The 18150-nt window shown below is 39.5% G+C and carries 11 protein-coding genes and 1 pseudogene; 11 read left to right on the forward strand and 1 reads right to left on the reverse strand.

Annotated features, from left to right (window positions below):
• Positions 1-2: 2 nt before the first annotated feature.
• From DSM106972_RS25810 to DSM106972_RS25860, 10 genes are all read left to right on the forward strand, one after another.
• On the forward strand, positions 3-362 hold the full coding sequence (locus tag DSM106972_RS25810; protein WP_186538546.1) for a hypothetical protein: 360 nt from the start codon (positions 3-5) through the stop codon (positions 360-362).
• 193 nt (positions 363-555) lie between these two features.
• A complete protein-coding gene (locus tag DSM106972_RS25815; protein ID WP_127083392.1) occupies positions 556-1983 on the forward strand; it encodes a cytochrome P450 in 1428 nt (475 codons plus the stop codon).
• 56 nt (positions 1984-2039) lie between these two features.
• Positions 2040-2243: a hypothetical protein gene (locus DSM106972_RS25820; protein WP_127083393.1), complete on the forward strand. Its 204-nt coding sequence runs from the start codon at positions 2040-2042 to the stop codon at positions 2241-2243.
• Positions 2244-2307: 64 nt separating this feature from the next.
• Positions 2308-2970 (forward strand): Coq4 family protein, encoded by a 663-nt coding sequence (locus DSM106972_RS25825; RefSeq protein WP_127083394.1) that lies wholly within the window; start codon positions 2308-2310, stop codon positions 2968-2970.
• Between the two features lie 71 nt (positions 2971-3041).
• Positions 3042-3344, forward strand: a complete 303-nt coding sequence (locus tag DSM106972_RS25830) for a hypothetical protein (protein WP_127083395.1) — start codon at positions 3042-3044, stop codon at positions 3342-3344.
• A 191-nt stretch (positions 3345-3535) separates the two neighbouring features.
• Positions 3536-4168: a sigma-70 family RNA polymerase sigma factor gene (locus DSM106972_RS25835; RefSeq protein WP_127083396.1), complete on the forward strand. Its 633-nt coding sequence runs from the start codon at positions 3536-3538 to the stop codon at positions 4166-4168.
• 21 nt (positions 4169-4189) lie between these two features.
• Entirely contained in the window at positions 4190-4756 is a 567-nt protein-coding gene (locus tag DSM106972_RS25840; RefSeq protein WP_127083397.1) for a DUF1822 family protein, read from the forward strand.
• A gap of 139 nt (positions 4757-4895) precedes the next feature.
• Positions 4896-5162, forward strand: a complete 267-nt coding sequence (locus DSM106972_RS25845; RefSeq protein WP_233787276.1) for a DUF1822 family protein — start codon at positions 4896-4898, stop codon at positions 5160-5162.
• Positions 5163-5644: 482 nt separating this feature from the next.
• Positions 5645-9121, forward strand: coding sequence for a DUF7379 domain-containing protein (locus DSM106972_RS25855; protein ID WP_127083399.1), 3477 nt, complete (start codon positions 5645-5647; stop codon positions 9119-9121).
• Between the two features lie 4 nt (positions 9122-9125).
• A complete protein-coding gene (locus DSM106972_RS25860) occupies positions 9126-13865 on the forward strand; it encodes an nSTAND1 domain-containing NTPase (protein WP_127083400.1) in 4740 nt (1579 codons plus the stop codon).
• A 355-nt stretch (positions 13866-14220) separates the two neighbouring features.
• Here the strand turns inward: DSM106972_RS25860 and DSM106972_RS25865 are convergent, their stop codons facing one another.
• A complete protein-coding gene (locus DSM106972_RS25865) occupies positions 14221-15621 on the reverse strand; it encodes a peptidoglycan-binding domain-containing protein (protein ID WP_127083401.1) in 1401 nt (466 codons plus the stop codon).
• A 1128-nt stretch (positions 15622-16749) separates the two neighbouring features.
• Between DSM106972_RS25865 and DSM106972_RS25875 the strand changes: the two are divergent.
• Positions 16750-17818 (forward strand): annotated as a pseudogene (locus DSM106972_RS25875) (ISKra4 family transposase).
• Positions 17819-18150 lie beyond the last annotated feature (332 nt).

An 18150-nucleotide genomic window follows, 5' to 3' on the forward strand; every position in this document is an offset into this window, starting at 1 on the left:
CAATGAATGAGAGCGACTCGGTTAGATTTGTGGAAATTGATAACATACTTAAGGAGTGGTGTCAAGGTGATTGCGTTTTAGGAGAATATTGGTTTGTCCAACGTTTTAATCCTCAATATCCTTTAACACCCGATTCCATCGCTAACGCACAAGAAGACACAGACCTCGTAGAATCGGAGGTTAGAGGCTTTGCTGTGGTTACACAGACTTGCGATATTGTGCGTTCTTGTGCTGAACGTCCATTTATAGAAGTGGCGCCTTTGGTCGAAGTTAACGAGCAACTTTTGTATGAAATTAAAAGATGCAGGCGCCCTCAATTTGCTTACATTTCAGGAATTTCTCAGTTTTTAATATTTATGTAACTGACAACTTAACTAAAGTTAAGTGTCATACTGCAAAATAAGTGTCAAAATTTATATTAAAACCTATTTACTTACCCAACAAAACACTCCTCTTGTGGAGTGGGCATCCCTGCCCGCCCTTGGATATAGGACGGGCAAGGATGCCCATCCCACAAGAACACTAGATTATAAAAGTATTTAATTTCATGTAAATATGACTAAAAACAATACAAAATTACCAAATGGTTCCAAGGCGCCTGCTTTTCTACAAATGATGCAATGGATTGTAAATCCGTTGTCTATGATGTCCGAGTGTGCCAAGCGCTATGGAGATATATTTACTTTGTGCCTTGGTGAAAAATATGCCCCTGTAGTATTTGTTAGTAATCCAATCGCGTTGCAGGAAATTTTAACTGGTGATTCAACCAAGCAGTTTTCTGCCCCAGGAGAACAGAATGGTATATTTGAACCGTTGGTTGGAAAATATTCTCTAATGACTTTAAGTGGAGTACAGCATCAACGCCAACGTCAGCTACTCACACCTCCTTTTCACGGCGAAAGGATGCGTAGCTATACCCAGGTAATTAGTGATATTACAGAAGAGGTAATGGGTGAATTACAAATAGGTAAGTCCTTTTCTGTGCGAGATATTACTCAAGGTATTACCCTAAGAACAATTATTAAAGCTGTGTTTGGGTTGTATGACGATAAGCGTGCCAAAACATTGGAAGGCTTTTTGAATGCAATGGTAAATAACAGCAGTTCTCTTGGTGGCGTTATAATGCTTTACTTCCCGGTGTTGCAAAAAGATTGGGGTGCCTGGAGTCTTTGGGGTAAGCATCTGCGACGCACTGAACAAATAGATCAACTCATTTATCAGGAAATTGAGTCACGCCGTCAAGAGCAAGCAGATTTATCTAGAACAGATATTCTAAGTCTGCTTATGTCCGCTCGTGATGAAGCGGGTGAGTCAATGACCGACCAGGAATTACGTGATGAACTGTTAACACTATTAATAGCAGGACAGGAAACAACTGCTACTGCTTTAGCTTGGGCTTTATACTGGATACACAAATTACCTGTGGTACAAGAGAAGTTACTTCAAGAAATAGATAGTTTAGGTCAAGATATAGACGCAACTGCCATAAATAAATTACCTTATCTAAATGCGGTTTGTTGCGAAACCTTACGGATATACCCAGTAGGAATGCTTACTTTCCCACGAGTAGTAGAAACGCCTGTAAATCTGTGTGGATATGATTTAGAGCCTGGTACTATATTATACGGAAATATCTATTTGACACACCATCGTGAGGATTTATACCCTGAACCTCATATGTTTAAGCCAGAACGTTTTTTAGCTCGTCAATTTTCTCCCTACGAGTTTTTACCTTTTGGTGGTGGTGTCAGACGTTGTATAGGCGCCGCTTTTGCGATGTTTGAAATGAAAGTCGCACTCGTCAAGATACTTTCTGAGTGTTCATTGGCTTTGACTGATAATCGTGACGTAAAAGCTGGGCGCCGTGGTTTAGTAACGGCGCCTGCATCTCCTATCAAGATGGTAGTCACAGGTAAAAGGATTAGCTCAACTACAAGTTCTGTTGATAAAGAAGCCTCCAATTTTAGTATTAACAAACTCTAAAAATACTACTTTAGTTATGTAGACAATGGTTAAGAAAGTTGTGATTTACGAACTTCGTGACGACCCGTGAGTTTTACCCTTCTCAAAATCTAGAATTTTCCCAATTGCTCTCAACTATAGAGGAATGGACTGCTTTAATTCGTATTAAGGGATTAAATACAGCACTCCAAGTTTGTTCTTTTGATGTTGTTGATGGTTTAGATAATGCTCCATCAGCTATTTTAAAACTTTTTAATGGCGACAAAAAAGTTAAAATATAATAATAACTTAGGCGTGTATAATTGATAGCAAAGAGTTTTTAAGCTTACCAAATAAGGATTTGCCATGTTGGTTGTAGAAAAGCGAAGAATTCACCCTAATATAAAAACGATATTGCGCTCAATAGTTTGTCTAGTGAGAGAACCTGAAAACCTTGACCATATTTATGATTTAGAGGATGGGTTGCGTGACACTAAAGCAAGTTTACTAGCGCTAGAGTGGCTAAACACTCAACCCGAAGTAGCTCAACTCATTCAAGAACGTTATATAGCACCACCTCCAGATATTGAAGCATTATTACAATATCCTCAAGATTCATTAGGGTATGCTTATGCTGTTTACATTCAAAAAGCAGGTTTTGACCCTAGCTTTTATCGCACGATTCAAGTGGAAGATAATGTTAGTTACTTCCTTTTACGTGTACGTCAGACACATGACATATGGCACGTAGTTACAGGTTTTAAGACAGATACTAATGGAGAAATAGGACTTAAAGCTTTTGAATTAGCTCAAACGCGCAGAAATTTAGCAGTTTTTCTAGTAGGAGCAGCAATGTTAGCAACACTTGCGACTTCTCCGCAAGCTTTGCCTAATTTATTAAAACAAATAATTTTGGGATATCAAATGGGTGAAAAAGCAAAACCCCTTTTTGCTCAAAAGTGGGAAGAAAATTGGGAAAAGCCACTATTGCAATGGAGAAGTGAATTAGGAATTGAAGTTAGTCTTTAAGGTCTGCTGCTCGTTCTTTAACTTGTTAATTAAGTTTTTAAAAGTGATTAACAGCTAATTGGAGGATAAATATGTCACAACAAGAAAATTATCATAATAGACATTTAGGTAGATTTATTATATCCAATACTGAACTGTATAGTAATAATTACTGGAGTCCTTGTATAGAAAAACAGCTTCTTAAAGAACTTAAATCAACTTTTAACTTACCTGTAAAAAGAGTAGAGAAATTTAAATCTCAGAATCAGGCTATATATCTACTAATCGGATTTCTTGCCTCATTAAGTATTGGATTGTGCATACAAGCAAACTCTATCACTCAGACTTTACGAGAAGTAGCAAGAATCTCAGTACAACAAATATATTCAAAGTAGAAACTATTACTCTTGTGGAACGGCTGTCCCCAGCCGTCAAATCTTAAAAGCATCCAATATCCAAGGCGCCTTGCCCATTTAATATCTAGGGCGGGCAAGGATGCCCACCCCACAAGAAAAGTTTTGTAAAGTTTCTCCAAATATCTGGATAAAGTTCAAAGTTCAGACCAAATATATAATTAGAAGCTTATATGAATAACCAGCTAGGAATGTTAGCGTTAGAAGCAAAGCAGCATCCAGTAGGCAAAACAGAAAGGCGTAGAGCTTTATCAATACTTATCAATAGTATTTTTTGTTCCAATAAACTTAGCCGTCCAAACATGGGACTACCTGCATCGCTTCATGATGAAATACGTAAAGAGGGGTTACAAAATTTATCTTTATGGCTTTGTCACAACATTGACAAGTATGACAATACACGTGGTGATATCATGGCTTGGGTCAACACGCTATTAATCAAACGATTTTACCGAGAAGCGGCTCGAACGATAATGGGTAAAAAAAATGAGATATCTGTTGAACCATCTTTCTGGGACAATTTACCTTCATATGATTTTCATGGCACCAACTATGAGAAAGATATTATTGAGCGATTTCAAAAAGTCAGAAGGTATATAGAAACAGACCCCAAAGGAATTCTTAAACAATCTCAAATGAAAAGCAACCCAAATGTCACCTTCCAAAAAATCGCTCTAAAAAAAATATCTGGAGCATCTTGGAAGCAAATATCAGAAGAGCTATGTGTACCAATACCAACTTTAAGTAACTTTTACCAACGGCGCCTGGATAAATTTCGTGATGAATTAAACAGCTTATTTGTCTGACTATCGATAGTTAAATCTACCATGAATGAAGTAAATACTTTTCATACGTTTACAAGTCCAATATCGACTGCTGCTATAAAGCTGGCACAGGAGTTATCACAGCAGCAAGTAACTCCAGAGAAAAGTCAGCAAGTGTATCTAAATAGTTTAGCTGTATGGTCTGTGAAATATTATTTAGACTGTATTGGAGTAGAGACTGATATCAAAGAAAGCGATAGCATGAACCCAGCCCAAATTATGTTAACAAATGTAGCTGATTTAGTAGTTAAAAATTTGGGAAAGCTAGAGTGTCGTCCAGTCTTAGAAAATGAACAATGGATATATGTACCACCAGAAGCACAGTCAGAGCGAATTGGCTATTTGGCTGTAAAAATAAACGCATTATTGGGAAAAGCAAAAATTCTCGGATTTCTGAAGGAGGTATCTACAGATAATTTGCCTATTAACGAATTACAGTCACTAGAACATTTCTTAGAATATTTAGATTCTCTTGAATTTGAGCAGATGAATTCTCAAAAACTGCAAGATACAAGATTACGTAAAAATAAGATTGTAAGTTTGAGAAAATGGCGTGAAAAAAATTTATGACTTTGGTTGGCAACCTGTATAAACGCTTTTATTCGCTGAACCTGCTTGGGAATTTACAAATTTTGAACAGCCAATTTTAGATGTAGTCGAAAGAGCTAAGTTAATTAACTTTGGTATAGAAACACACAATGAATCAGTAGTGATAGTCATGAGGGTAAAACAAGATGAAGTCGATGTGGAAAAAATGCAGGTTTATTTAGATTTGTATCCTTTAGAAGACCAAGAATATTTACCACCATCATTACACGTAATGATTTTAGATGAAGATAGCGCCTCTGTTATCGAAGCTAAAGCCAAAAATGATAACAAAGCAATTCAACTAAAGTTGAGCGGCGCCGTTGGGGAGCATTTTAGCGTTAAAATAACTCTAGAGAATTTCAGCGTAATCGAAAATTTTGTAATTTAATATTGATAATATACTTTATCGTTCTTTAACCCTACAACGATACTATCACCGTTTCACCTGTTTGGGTTCCCGCATTACGGGGGCGATTATGCAAAGCCACTTCTGTATCAAGGCTTTTGAGGAAATTCTAGTTTACTGCTAGTACGGATATCTGGACTAATGAATTTGAGGAACTATTTATTGTGGCGCCAGTGGGTGTGGAATGTGGGATATAAGCATTTGATATAGTTTATTTTATAAATAAATTTACTGACTCAAGAATTGTAAACTTTTATAAAATAATTATTTAGTAATGGATAAAGATGATTCTAATCCCCTGAGTAAAGGGTAGAGCGAAGTGTTTGTGTTTTTACAAGCACAAGCACTTTGATTGTAATCCGGAACAGAATAAATCGTTAAGGGAGGTGCTGTAACAAAGTATAATGCACTACATAACTATTTATATCTAAACTACGTCTAACCTCTTTACTTTTGAGAAGATTATGACTCGTAACCTTTATGCACTTCTTGTTGGCATTGACGACTACGTTAGTGTTTCTCCGTTAAAGGGTTGTGTTAACGACATTCGTGCAGTCGAAGCCTATCTAAAAGGGCGAGTTGCGACTGATGGTTATCAGCTCCATCTCCGCACCCTGCTAAATAAAGAAGCTACTCGTCAATTCGTTATTGAGGGTTTCCGCCAACACCTGTGCCAAGCAGAGAGAGAGGATGTTGCCTTATTTTACTATGCTGGACATGGCGGACAGCAAGTCTCCCCTGAAGCCTTTTGGGCATTGGAACCCGATCGCTTGGATGAAATCCTGGCTTGTTATGATTATGACAACAGTAAAGATTCAGGTGGTTGGGGTTTAGCCGATAAGGAATTGGCAACGCTGATTGCTGAGGTTGACCAGAAAGAACCTCACATTACCATCATTTTGGACTGTTGCCATTCAGGGGCAGCGACTCGTGGCGATTTAGACGGAGACACAGCTGTTCGCAAATGTTCGATTGATCGCCGTGAACGTCCCCTCGATAGCTTTATTTTCTCCGAGGCAGACATTAAACACTTGGCGGTTGCCTCCCCTAATCCAGAGGTAAATCCGAGTGGCTGGACATTACCGAAAGGCAAACACATTGTCCTATCTGCTTGCCGCGACAGCGAACTTGCTAAAGAATACACCGGAGAGGGGAAGTATCGGGGGGCGTTCTCCTACTTCTTGCTGGATACGCTGCAAAAAGCCAATGGCAGCCTGACTTATCGCAATTTGTTTAAACACACAAATGCCTTAGTACGCTCAAAAGTGACGGATCAATCGCCTCAAATTGAAGCCACCAATTTGAAAGATCTAGACCAGCCGTTTTTGGGAGGCGCCATCGCCCCCTCCACTCCCTACTTTACCGTCAGCTATGACAAAAAACACGGTTGGGTGATCGATGGTGGCGCCGTGCATGGGATTCCTCAACCCACCGGAGGACAAACTACCTTACTGGCTTTGTTTCCCTTTGACAGTCCCCCCGAACAACTATGTCAATTGCCAGCACCGATTGGGCGTGCTGAAGTCATCAATATCCTGCCGCAACTTAGTATAGTTAAGATCAGCGACATCGAGAACTTAAATCCAGAAACAACTTATAAAGCAGTCATCACCAGTCTGCCTTTACCACCCAAAGGCATTTTGATGATCGGGGATGCAGACGGAATTGAATTAGCTCGTGCCGCTTTGCAAAAAATTGGTTCGGGGCAGCAACCATCACTGTACGTTGCCGAAGTTACCACAGTTGAAGCGGCGGAATTTAAGTTAATGGCTCGTGACGGGCAATATCTGATCTCCCGACCCGCCGACGATCGCCCACTAGTTGCTCAAATTCAGGGTTATACTGCTGCAAGTGCCATGCAAGCGATTCAGCGATTGGAACATATGGCTCGCTGGACAAATATCGCTGAACTCTCGAATCCTGCCAAGAGCCGTATTCAACCGGGTGCGGTGCAAATGTCTCTGTTCCAAGAGGGGCGAGAACTCCAAGAGGCTCAGATTCGTCTAGAGTATCAATTGAAAAATGGTAAGTGGGAACAACCGACTTTCAGGGTCAAGCTCAAAAATACCAGCAATGAACCTCTCTACTGTGCGCTTCTGGATTTAACCGATCAGTATGCGGTGGATGCAAATTTGTTTAGTGGCGGCGGAGTCTGGCTCGCTTCGGGAGAAGAAACGTGGGCGTTAGGGGGAAATCTAATCTATGCCAAGGTGCCGAAAGAACTGTGGAAGCAAGAAATTACCGAAAAGAAAGATCTGCTTAAACTGATTGTCAGTACGGCTGAATTTGATGCCACATTACTCGAACAAGGAAATTTAGACTTACCCCCTTCCCGTGACGCGCGAGTTGCTCAACGAGGTCAAGGAACACTGAATCGCTTGATGCGGCGGGTGCAATTGCGTGAACTTGGAGCGGCTCCCGAAGAAGAAGAGCTTTACGATGACTGGGTGAGTAGCCAGGTTAGCATTACGACTGTGCGACCATTAAATTCCACAGTCATTCCCAACGACATTAAAGGAGAGGGGATCTCTTTAGGGTCTGGGGTAATGCTACAACCGCATCCTGGCTTAAAGGCTCAGGCAAGCCTAACTACCGTCACGCAATCTACGCGAGATTTGGGCAGCCGAATCTTGCCAATCATCTTTCGGGAAAATTCTGCGGTGACTCAACCGTTTCAGTTTACGACTAGTCGTGGCAGCGATCCAGGGTTGAGTGCTTTGGAACTCAGTCATGTAGATGCAGAGACAATTGCCACGGTAACTCCCCAACAACCCCTGAAGCTATCAGTAGATACAACCGTGCGTGAGGGAGAGCGGGTGTTAGCGATCGCCCATGACGGCGAATTCTTTCTGCCCTTGGGATTGGGACGGACGAGGGCGGGTAAAACCGAGATTATAATAGAAAGATTGCCAGATCCCGTGAGCCAAGGAGAGCGCAACCTAACTGGAGCGATTCGTATTTTCTTCCAAAAAGTGGTGAGCGAAAAGCTGGGGTTAGAGTTTCCCTACCCAATTCTAGCGGCGGTTAACGTCAGTCCTGATGGAACGGTTGCCTATGATAGGGAGCAAAAGAATGTCAAGCAACTCGTTGCCACAGCCAAGCGTATTGTACTCTACATCCACGGCTTTATTGGTGATACCGAGAGTATGGCGCCCAGTGTTCGGAATGCTCAAATTACAGGGAACGGACAGCAAAAATCTCTGGGGGATCAATATGACTTGGTACTGTCCTTTGACTATGAAAGCTTGAATACGTCTATTGAGACCCATGCACGCAGCTTGAAGCAAAAACTCGCAGAAGTTGGGCTCGAGCATAATCACGGCAAAGTCCTCCACATTGTGGCCCACTCAATGGGCGGACTGGTGGCACGCTGGTTTATCGAACGGGAAGGCGGCAATGCGATTGCCAACCATTTAATTATGTTGGGAACCCCGAATGGCGGATCTCCTTGGCCTACAGTCCAAGCTTGGGGTACTGCTGCTCTAGCGCTCCTATTGAATAGCCTGACAACCGTTGCTTGGCCTGTGAAAGTACTGGGGAGTTTAGTTGCGGCAATCGAGACAATTGATACCACGCTGGATCAGATACAGCCGGGATCGGAATTTCTCAAGTCATTAGGCGCCAGTCCCGATCCGCAGATTCCCTACACCATCTTGGCAGGCAATACCTCAATAGCCGTGGACTCAAATCGCCTGAAGCCACTGATGGAGAAGTTGATGAGTCATGCAGTCGCGCTACCGTTCTTTGGACAACCTAATGACATTGCTGCTACGGTCTATAGCATCAAGCAGGTTCCAGAGGGGCGATCACCGCAACCCCTAGTTCTAGAGATCGGCTGCGATCATCTGGTCTACTTTACAGATCGAGAAGGGTTGAACGCACTTTCTATAGCAATTAGTCAAGCACTGAGTCAACAATCCATACCAATTACAGCAAGATAGTATTATGCCTGAATCTTCGCCAAATCCTCGTCCATTCGATGATGACCTTGCTGTTGTTATCGGTATTAATCAATATCAAAACGGCATCCCAGAACTTAAAACGGCACGATGCGATGCTGAACGACTCGCTAAGATTTTGGAGACAAAGCACGATTATCAAGTTAAACTTTTCATCGACAAACAGGCAACATCGAACAATATCTGGAATTACCTAAAAACCGAATTGTCTGAAAAAATTAAGCAAGATAAAAATAAACAGGTAAGATTGCTGTTTTATTTTGCAGGACATGGAACTGCTCCACAAGGAGAAGATGGCGAAGCAGGTTACTTATTGCCACAAGACGCAGAAGTTAACAGGCATGACAAGTACCTGTCGATGAAGGAAATTCATGATGTACTAACCCAACTTGGGTGCCATCATTTATTAATTATCCTAGACTGCTGCTATGCAGGCGCATTTCGTTTTGGGACGAGAGATCTTGGCTCCAGCCCAGAAGAACTTTCCAAAGAGCGCTACGATCGCTATAAAAAAGAAAAAGTCGGACAAGTCATTACCTCAGCTGCCCACGATCAGAAAGCCTTAGATATACTTGAAGCCGTAAGGAAGCTTAAAGATGATCGAGGGACATATGAAAACTATAACCATTCTCCTTTTGCTTGGTTGCTTTTTAAGGCGTTAGAAGAAGGAGATGCAGACTGTACCAAAGATGGAATTACAACTGTTACAGAGCTTAATTTGTATCTGAGCGAAAAATTACGTGAACTTACAGAAAAGCAGAATAAGCCTCAAGTTTCTCGTACTTGGTGCTTACCCACACTTGACAAGGGAGAGTTCTTTTTTCAAACTGGAGAGTTCGATCCAACGAAACTACCTGAAGCCATCAATCTCAACAAGGATAACAATCCCTATCGAGGTTTGGAGTCCTTTGAAGAAGCCCATAGCCGATTATTCTTTGGGCGCAGTAAAGAAATCGACAGTTTATATGAGAAGATAGATTATAAAAATCAGCCACTGACTGTTGTTTTAGGTATTTCTGGATCAGGAAAATCTAGCTTAGTTCAAGCAGGTTTAATTCCAAAACTGCGTGAGAATCCAACACAATGGCGCCTACTTGAACCGATTCGTCCTGGAGTTACACCTTTTAAGGCTCTGGCAAAAGCAGTGTTACCTCTTACCTTAGAAGATAGCGATCCGGATTTTGAGCCTTTAACACAGATAGATGCTGTGTTGCGGCAGGCACGTAAAAAAGCTCCTAACGACAATAATTTGAACAATTTGTTCGCCCAGTGGCGGGGAACTGCTCCAGAAGACAAGCTGTTAGTCATTATCAAGAACTTCGCTCGCTTCAAAGAACTGTGTGGAGATCGAATAGGAAAAACAACTCTTGAAGAACTGCGGAAAATGGGGCTTAGTCGCAGTCGGCTAGTGTTGGATAACTTTGACGAGCTTAAACAAAATAATGATTCCGCCGAACAAAAGCAACTACTAAATTCTGAAGAACAAAAGCAACTAACTAGTTTCTATAAGGAGTGCAACAAAAAAATTCAGGATTGGAGTGAAGAATGGCAAAAAGATGGCGAAAAGTTCGGTAAATTTGTTGAGAATTATGTCAAAGATAAAAAGATACTTTTGGTTATCGATCAGTTTGAAGAATTAATCACTCAATGCCATCAGGAGGAAAGAAAGCAATTCCCAAACGCATTACAAGCAGCCTTGAAATTCTGTTCCCAACAACTTCGGTTAGTTTTGACACTGCGCGATGATTTTAGACACGACTTCGAGAACTGCGAGCAGCTTCAAGAATATTGGAAAAAGGCTTGCTTTCCCGTAACTTCAATGGCGCGCGACCAGTTGCGTGAGGCGATCGAACAACCCGCGTTAGCACAAGTGTTGAATTTTGAAGAGAAAAATGGTGAAAGTTTAGTTAATCAGTTGCTTGATGACATTGGCGATACATCAGGAGTATTACCGCTTTTATCTTTCACCCTCAGTCAGCTTTACTGCAAGTCTGTTGAAAAAGCGCGAAACGATCGAACACTAAGATGGCACGACTATGACGAACTGGGAGGTGTTACCAAAGCTCTCACACGTAAAGCAACTGAAGAATACGATAATCTAAAAGATGACTTTGATGACAATGGTCAAGCAGTCGAGATCGATCAATTAGAAGCGCAAGCTCGCCAAACAATGCTACGTTGGACGATGCTGCGGATGGTTACTCTAGATGGCGGTGTACCAACTAAGCAAGCAGTTCTAGATGCTGAATTGGTATATGCTGATGAAAAAAACAACAAAATCTGCAAATTAGTAATTAATCGCTTTGTGGATGCTCGCTTATTTGTAAGAGGCACAAACCAGAAAGCAGATAAATATATTGAACCAGCCCATGATGTTCTAATACGTGAATGGGTTTTATTAAAGGAATGGATCGCAGTGGAGCAAGAAAATTTAGTGCTTCAAAAGCGCCTAGCTGCACCTACGCTTGATTGGAACAGTACTAAAGACCCTCAATTTCTCTGGAAACAAGACCCTCGTATTGAATTGTTAGAAAACATAGCTAAATCTGAAAATAATTGGCTAAACAAATTAGAGATAGACTTTGTTGAGGCTTGCGTGGAATACCGCAAAATACAGGCAAGAGAAAAATTGGAAAAAGATGTGGAGCTTTATACTGAACAATCACAAAAACTCTTTAATGCAAACGATAGACTTGATGCAATGGTCAAGATGATTGAAGCTGCATTTTTTTTGCAGAAAGGTACCAAAATTACTGAGTATAAAGAACTCTATTTTATAATTATGTTTAACCATTTCTTGAGTGAATTAGGAGAGCTTAATAGCATTAATATAGGAGAACCAGTAAACAATTTCAGTTGTAACCAAAAAGCCCAAGTCATTGCTACTCTATCTGGTCAATCTTATGACAAAATTAGCTTATGGCATTGGGCTGGAAAGCCAATAGATTTTGAAGAAGATCAAGAAGATGAAGATAAGTTTTACGATTTAGCTTTTAGCCCAGATGGGAAAACTCTTGTTACTGGTGGAAATGATGGAATAATTAAGTTCTATCGAAAAGAGGATAACGGCTGGCATTCTTTCTATAAAACTCAAGGTCATGCAAAAAAGCATAGCGGCGCAGTTATTTGTATAAACTTTAGCCCTGGTGGAAATGTCTTGGTTTCTGTTGGCTCAGATAGAAATATAAATTTTTGGGAACGGGGAGGCAAATTTATCAGAACGTTTATCACCCATAATCATCCTGTTGGAAATGTAGCTTTTAGCTCAAGAGATAAACTTATCGCTTTTGTTTATCAGAACAGAAAAACCGGAAAGGGTAATATAAAGATTTTGGAATATCAAGTTTACGAAGATAGAGAGAATCAAGCTGTCTCAAGCAAAGGTAATAGTCTCTTGGAATTTGAAGAATTTGATCCAGAACACGAAGGCGAAATTTCAGCAATTGACTTTAGCCCTGATGGCAAAACTTTAGTTTCAGGGGGTAAGGATGGGAAACTTTACATCTGGCTCATCAGTAAAGATTGCAGCAAAATTAGGAACAATGGGTTTACGGATGAAGAGGCAAGTATAAGCTCTGTTGCTTTCAGCCCTGATGGTAAGATAGTGGCATCATCTCATACCAATGGCATTATTAATCTTTGGGATACTTCAATCACCGAAGCTAGTCATCGGTTGCAAAGATTATATAAGTTAGCAGGGCATAAAGATGGGATCAATAGGATTAGCTTCACATTAGATGGCTCCCAATTGCTTTCTAGCAGCAATGACGGAACAGTTAAGTTTTGGTCTTTTAAAGACAGATTTGAAGGACACACGAGGGCTGAAGTTAAGAAAGTTAGTTTTAGCGCGGGTAATCAAATTGTTACTACGGTAGAAACGAACGGAAATTTAAAGTTTTGGAGTTCTACCGGAGAACTACTGAAAATATCTATTGATAATACAAGCGACATTTGCGATGTTCAATTGAGCAGAGATAATGAAATCATTGTGGCAGTGGCGAGTCAGGGTGAGGTCGAAGTAAAGCTATATAGCTTAGATGGGATGATCCAAGCTCGTTCGATTATCAAGCATGAAAAGGTAATTAATAGCCTTAATTTTATCCCTAAAGAAGATATCTTTGTAACAACCAGCAAAGATAATACTATAAATCTTTGGCGAATAAATAGAGAGCTAGATACATTGAATGTAAAGTTATGGAAAACATTGACTGGGCATCACGAGCAAATTACAGCAATTACTTTTAGCGACGATGGTAACTTTTTTGTTTCAGGTAGTGATGACGGCACAATAAAACTTTGGAATCTCGATGCTAATCAAGCAGATTATACAATCTCTGATGTTGGAAGTAGTATTGTCCATAATGATTTAATTGAGCGTTGGTGTAAAGAGACTACAGGTAAGATTTATGCTTTAAAATTTTGCTATGAAGATAAAATAATAGTTTCCATCAACCAACCTGGTTACATAGATATCTGGAGCATCGATGGAACTTGTCAGAAGCGCATTGAAACATTGAATAAACAAGCATTGGATATAGATATTGAGGCTGCTGCTTTTAGTTCCAATGGAAAAGGAATTGCTATGGCAACTCGTATAAATAAAAGGTATGAAAGCTATAGAATAATACAAACTTATAACTTAAGTCTTGAGAAACTGATAGAAACTGCTTGTATCCGTATACAAAATTACATACAACTTAATAATATAAAATTTGAGGATGAGTAGAGCGTATCACTTAGAGAAATATACTATGAATTAATTTATCTCTATACATTTGAGACAAACACACGAATAATGTTGGCAAGAAATGGTTCCCAGAAAAACTACGAGCAAGTCTGCCCTTGCTCGAACAAATCCCCTCAGATGAAATTTTAGAAACAGCTTATCAATGGCTGTGTGAAAAACGTGCCCATCATCATTTTAATGGGGATGTGTTGCAGATGCGGCGATGATGGCTTGAGGAAAAACCTCTTTTCCAAGAGCTATTAAAGTCGGGATGCTATCGGTTTTGGGAATTATGTTTGATTTGGGGTAAGGATTTTTTATTCTCCTACTCCACCACCACACGCCATCACTCTTACTACTGCCTTGGTGCGAAACTCAGTACCATTTCTGTTCTCCGAATTTTTTCATTCTTTATACAATTCGCCCCTTTAAAGATCGTTTCGAGCGATTCACGGGGAGTTAACTCTGCTTGCACCACCAACGGTTGCGACTTGACTACTTTGTTGTTCGTACTCATAGTATTGATTTTTCTGGTGATATTTGCCACATGCACCGCACTGCTTACCAATGCATCTACCACCTTTACTGTTTGTAATTGGTATCTACATTTCACTCTGAAAAACTCAGACAATTGTTGCCTCAAGGTCTTTGGGTCTACTGTGCCCTCCAATACACTCGCATTAATCAATGTCTGTGTAAAGTTTTCTATATCGTTGAAATTGTTTGTGTCTCCGTTCAGTTGCAAATATTCTTTGATAAGGTTTTTCTGTTTCTGTTTGGCTTGCCATATGAGGTTTACTATTGTCTGATTCTCGCGTAGTATTATATCGTCGGTTATAACTTTTGTCGCTTTGTATGCTTTGTTTACTTCCTGGTATTCTGGACTTATATATCGCTTGCTCATTTGTGCCAACCTAAAGCCTTCGTCCGTTTGTTTTATCCCTTTATTAGCTACGTGGGCTAGTGCATCGTCACCAATACGAATCGCCCTCAACGCATCGTCTAGAGGTGATAAAAAAGATACTTGTGTTGCCCGTTGTCCGTGTTCCTCCTCGTCTTGCTTTCTTATACTCTCCTTTAATTTTATATACCCCAGACACTTTACTCCTTCTTTATTTTTTTCCATACTACTCGCTGTCACATAATAAACCCCTCCACGATGAACATTTAGTCCATGCCATGACTCAAGATCATTGCTGACATTCCAACTCCTACTATATTGTGCGTCGAGTGTTCTCTCTGTGCATCCACGCAGGTAGGCATATCTGGAATACCTCACATCCCCTTGCTTTTTCAAATAGATAATCATTGGCCTTGGTAGATCGTTGATCAATTTCAGCTTTCCTTGCTGTAGGGGGGCTTGGTTGGAAGCTTGAGCTAGCTTAAGCAAGCCAATACGTGCAAGAGTTTTAGGTGTGGCAACACCATCAACTGCCAACCCGCGCGCTGCTTGGTAAGATTTGAGTTTTCTTAAGGTCTCAAGACCAAAAATCCCATCAACGGCGATACCTCCTAATTTAGATTGCAATGTTGCTATACCTGAACCTCTATCTCCGTAGCTAAAGGTTTTATGTACAGTCTCTGCTTGAGCTGCTGTTCCTGCGACTACTCCGGAGGTAATGCATCCAGCCGTGAGCGCAATAGACTTCACTACATTGAGTGCTTTGTGTTTTATATTCCTAAAAGCTCTAAGCTTAGAGGGTGGATTTAAGTCTTCGTGACGAACAACTATTTTGAAATCAGCTAATTTTTTCATAAGACGGAAGAATAGCTCCGAAAGGCTTTCAGCAATTAGGTTCTCCGAAACTGGTAAAAGCGTCCGAGGAAAGCGATCGAATTCTCTATGGATATAAAGAAAGATTTTTGCTTCTTAGAAGAGAGCATCTCGGCTCAATGCAATGTGCAGCTTCAGAAATAATTAATACAACAAAAATATTCTTGCACAACTAGTTATAAAAAATCTATATAAACAAACTATAAATGTAAAATATCTACCTTTGGGTAGATAACTTAATTGGTTATTTTATCCAGCCCAAATAATATATATGGGTACAAGTAAAAGCGACTTATGCAGTTTTAAAATCACGACTGCGCTTGAATATAACAGTTAAGAATATTATCTGAATAAATAATATTATTCAGCTGTTTTCTAACTTAATACCCCATATTTAGTTCTTGCGCTTGCGCTCTCCTACTCAGCTAAAGTTTGCATTCGTGCTGCATCTATTCTATTTTTATAATCAATAACATCTTGGGCAAGAATCCGACGACGTGGGGAGCATCCAGTTTTGGCAGAAACACCACAACTAAGGGTACCTATCTGTGAACACTCTAATCTTAAATATAGTTAGTTATAATACTTACTACAAATACTACAAAAGCATCTCAAATCTTATTCAATTTTACACATTTAATCAATAATTATTCTCAATATATACCCAAGATTAACTAAAAATAATACTAACAAAAACTATATTCAACACAAGCGGAGGTTATAAGCTGAAGCTTATAACGATGCCATGGCGCCTGAATCAGAACGCAGGAGGCTTCTGCCAAAACGATGTGGTACGAGAGACAAGCACTCGATTTAGCAGTATAATTAATCACAAAAAATACGGCATTTACTACTTACTAACCGTACAATATTCATCCACAAATTTAATTAATATTCTCAATATCTACCAAAACATTAACCACAAAATAATACTAATAAAAACTGTATTCAACACAAGCGGAGGTTATAAGCTTCAGCTTGTAACGATGCCACGGCGCCTGAGTCAAATTAATAAGTAATGATATTCTAAAATATTTTGGAAGCTAATACATAAAAATACATCAATTATGAGATAATGCGTCTAATCAGTAAAAGTGTGCAGAAACCGTTATGAATCAAGATAAACAAGAACGTCTTAATGCTTGCCTAAAAGAAGTGGCAGAAATATTGTATGAAGAAGCAGACAAAGCTAATTTGACAGACCTTGAAGGTATAGAAAAAACTGTACGCAGTCAAGTATTAAAGTATGTAAGTCCAGAAATAGCCCTTTTTTTGTTGAACAAACAACTGGAAGGCAAGTAGGCAAGAAAAGAAAAATAAAAAGTATTGTTGGAGAACTCAAACTGAAAGCTAAACAGTTAGAGAGACTCGGGTTGAAGCCAAGAAGTAGATTAAGTCCATTGCTTGAAAAGTTTTGTTTAAGGATATCAGCTAATGAATCATATCAGAAAGCAGAAATAGAGGTTGAAGTATTAACAGGTGTTAAAGTTGGACACTCAACACAACAAAAACTAGTTTTAGAACATGAATTTCAATTACCACAAGCAGAGCAAAGTATTTCTGAAGTAAGTGTAGATGGTGGAAAAGTAAGACTACGTGGACAACCATGCATAAGGCTTTGACTGGAAAGATTATAAAGCGATTCGCATTCAAGGAATTCCCGACTGCTGCGTTTTTTAATGATAACCAATCATTAATTGATTATGTAAATAGTCAGCCCTTAGTAAATCCATTAGTTTGTTTGGGAGATGGTCATGACGGAGTTTGGAATATAGCGAGAGAATTTGGGACTTTGGAGTTTCAGCGATTGGAAATATTAGATTGGTACCACTTAAAAGAAAATCTTTATAAAGTTGGTGGTTCTTTAAAACGTTTAAAAGCTGCTGAGACTCTTTTACGGCAAGGTTCTGTTGATGAAACTAAAGCATTATTTACGGGTTTAAGGGGCAAACAAGCAAAAAACTTTATTGCCTATATTGACAAGCATAAATCAAGGATTGTTAATTACGCTTATTATCAAGCTGAAGGAATATACTCGATTGGTTCTGGAGCCGTAGAATCTGCAATTAAACAAATTGGAAGAAGAATTAAAATTTCTGGGGCGAAGTGGAATATTGGGAGTGTTAACCAAATTTTAGGAGTGCGTTGTGCTTATTTAAACGGTTTACTTAACGTTTGAATTTAATCTCTTTATAAAAGCTCAGAAGCATGAGCGTTGCTGCACGCTGGTGTCCATAAAATATAGAAATATTGCAAACAAATTATGATGCTGTACTGTTATTTTACAGTATCAACAGATTCTTATGCTTTGATTACAGGCGCCGTGGCATCGTTACAAGCTAAAGCTTATAACCTCCGCTTTCTATTGAATATAGTTTTTGTTAGTATTATTTTTTAGGTTAATGTTTGGTATATATTAAGAATAATTATTGATTAGATGTGTAAAATTGAATAAGGTTTGAGATGGTTTTGTAGTATATGTGGTGAGTATTATAACTAACTATATTTAAG

Source organism: Dulcicalothrix desertica PCC 7102, assembly GCF_003991905.1.
GTDB lineage: Bacteria > Cyanobacteriota > Cyanobacteriia > Cyanobacteriales > Nostocaceae > Dulcicalothrix > Dulcicalothrix desertica.

Bases quoted from the DNA above. Each gene is read 5' to 3' on its own strand.
- DSM106972_RS25810 (WP_186538546.1), top strand. From the start codon at position 3: ATGAATGAGAGCGACTCGGTTAGATTTGTGGAAATTGATAACATACTT.
- DSM106972_RS25815 (WP_127083392.1), top strand. From the start codon at position 556: ATGACTAAAAACAATACAAAATTACCAAATGGTTCCAAGGCGCCTGCT.
- DSM106972_RS25825 (WP_127083394.1), top strand. From the start codon at position 2,308: ATGTTGGTTGTAGAAAAGCGAAGAATTCACCCTAATATAAAAACGATA.
- DSM106972_RS25830 (WP_127083395.1), top strand. From the start codon at position 3,042: ATGTCACAACAAGAAAATTATCATAATAGACATTTAGGTAGATTTATT.
- DSM106972_RS25835 (WP_127083396.1), top strand. From the start codon at position 3,536: ATGAATAACCAGCTAGGAATGTTAGCGTTAGAAGCAAAGCAGCATCCA.
- DSM106972_RS25840 (WP_127083397.1), top strand. From the start codon at position 4,190: ATGAATGAAGTAAATACTTTTCATACGTTTACAAGTCCAATATCGACT.
- DSM106972_RS25855 (WP_127083399.1), top strand. From the start codon at position 5,645: ATGACTCGTAACCTTTATGCACTTCTTGTTGGCATTGACGACTACGTT.
- DSM106972_RS25860 (WP_127083400.1), top strand. From the start codon at position 9,126: ATGCCTGAATCTTCGCCAAATCCTCGTCCATTCGATGATGACCTTGCT.
- DSM106972_RS25865 (WP_127083401.1), bottom strand. From the start codon at position 15,621: ATGAAAAAATTAGCTGATTTCAAAATAGTTGTTCGTCACGAAGACTTA.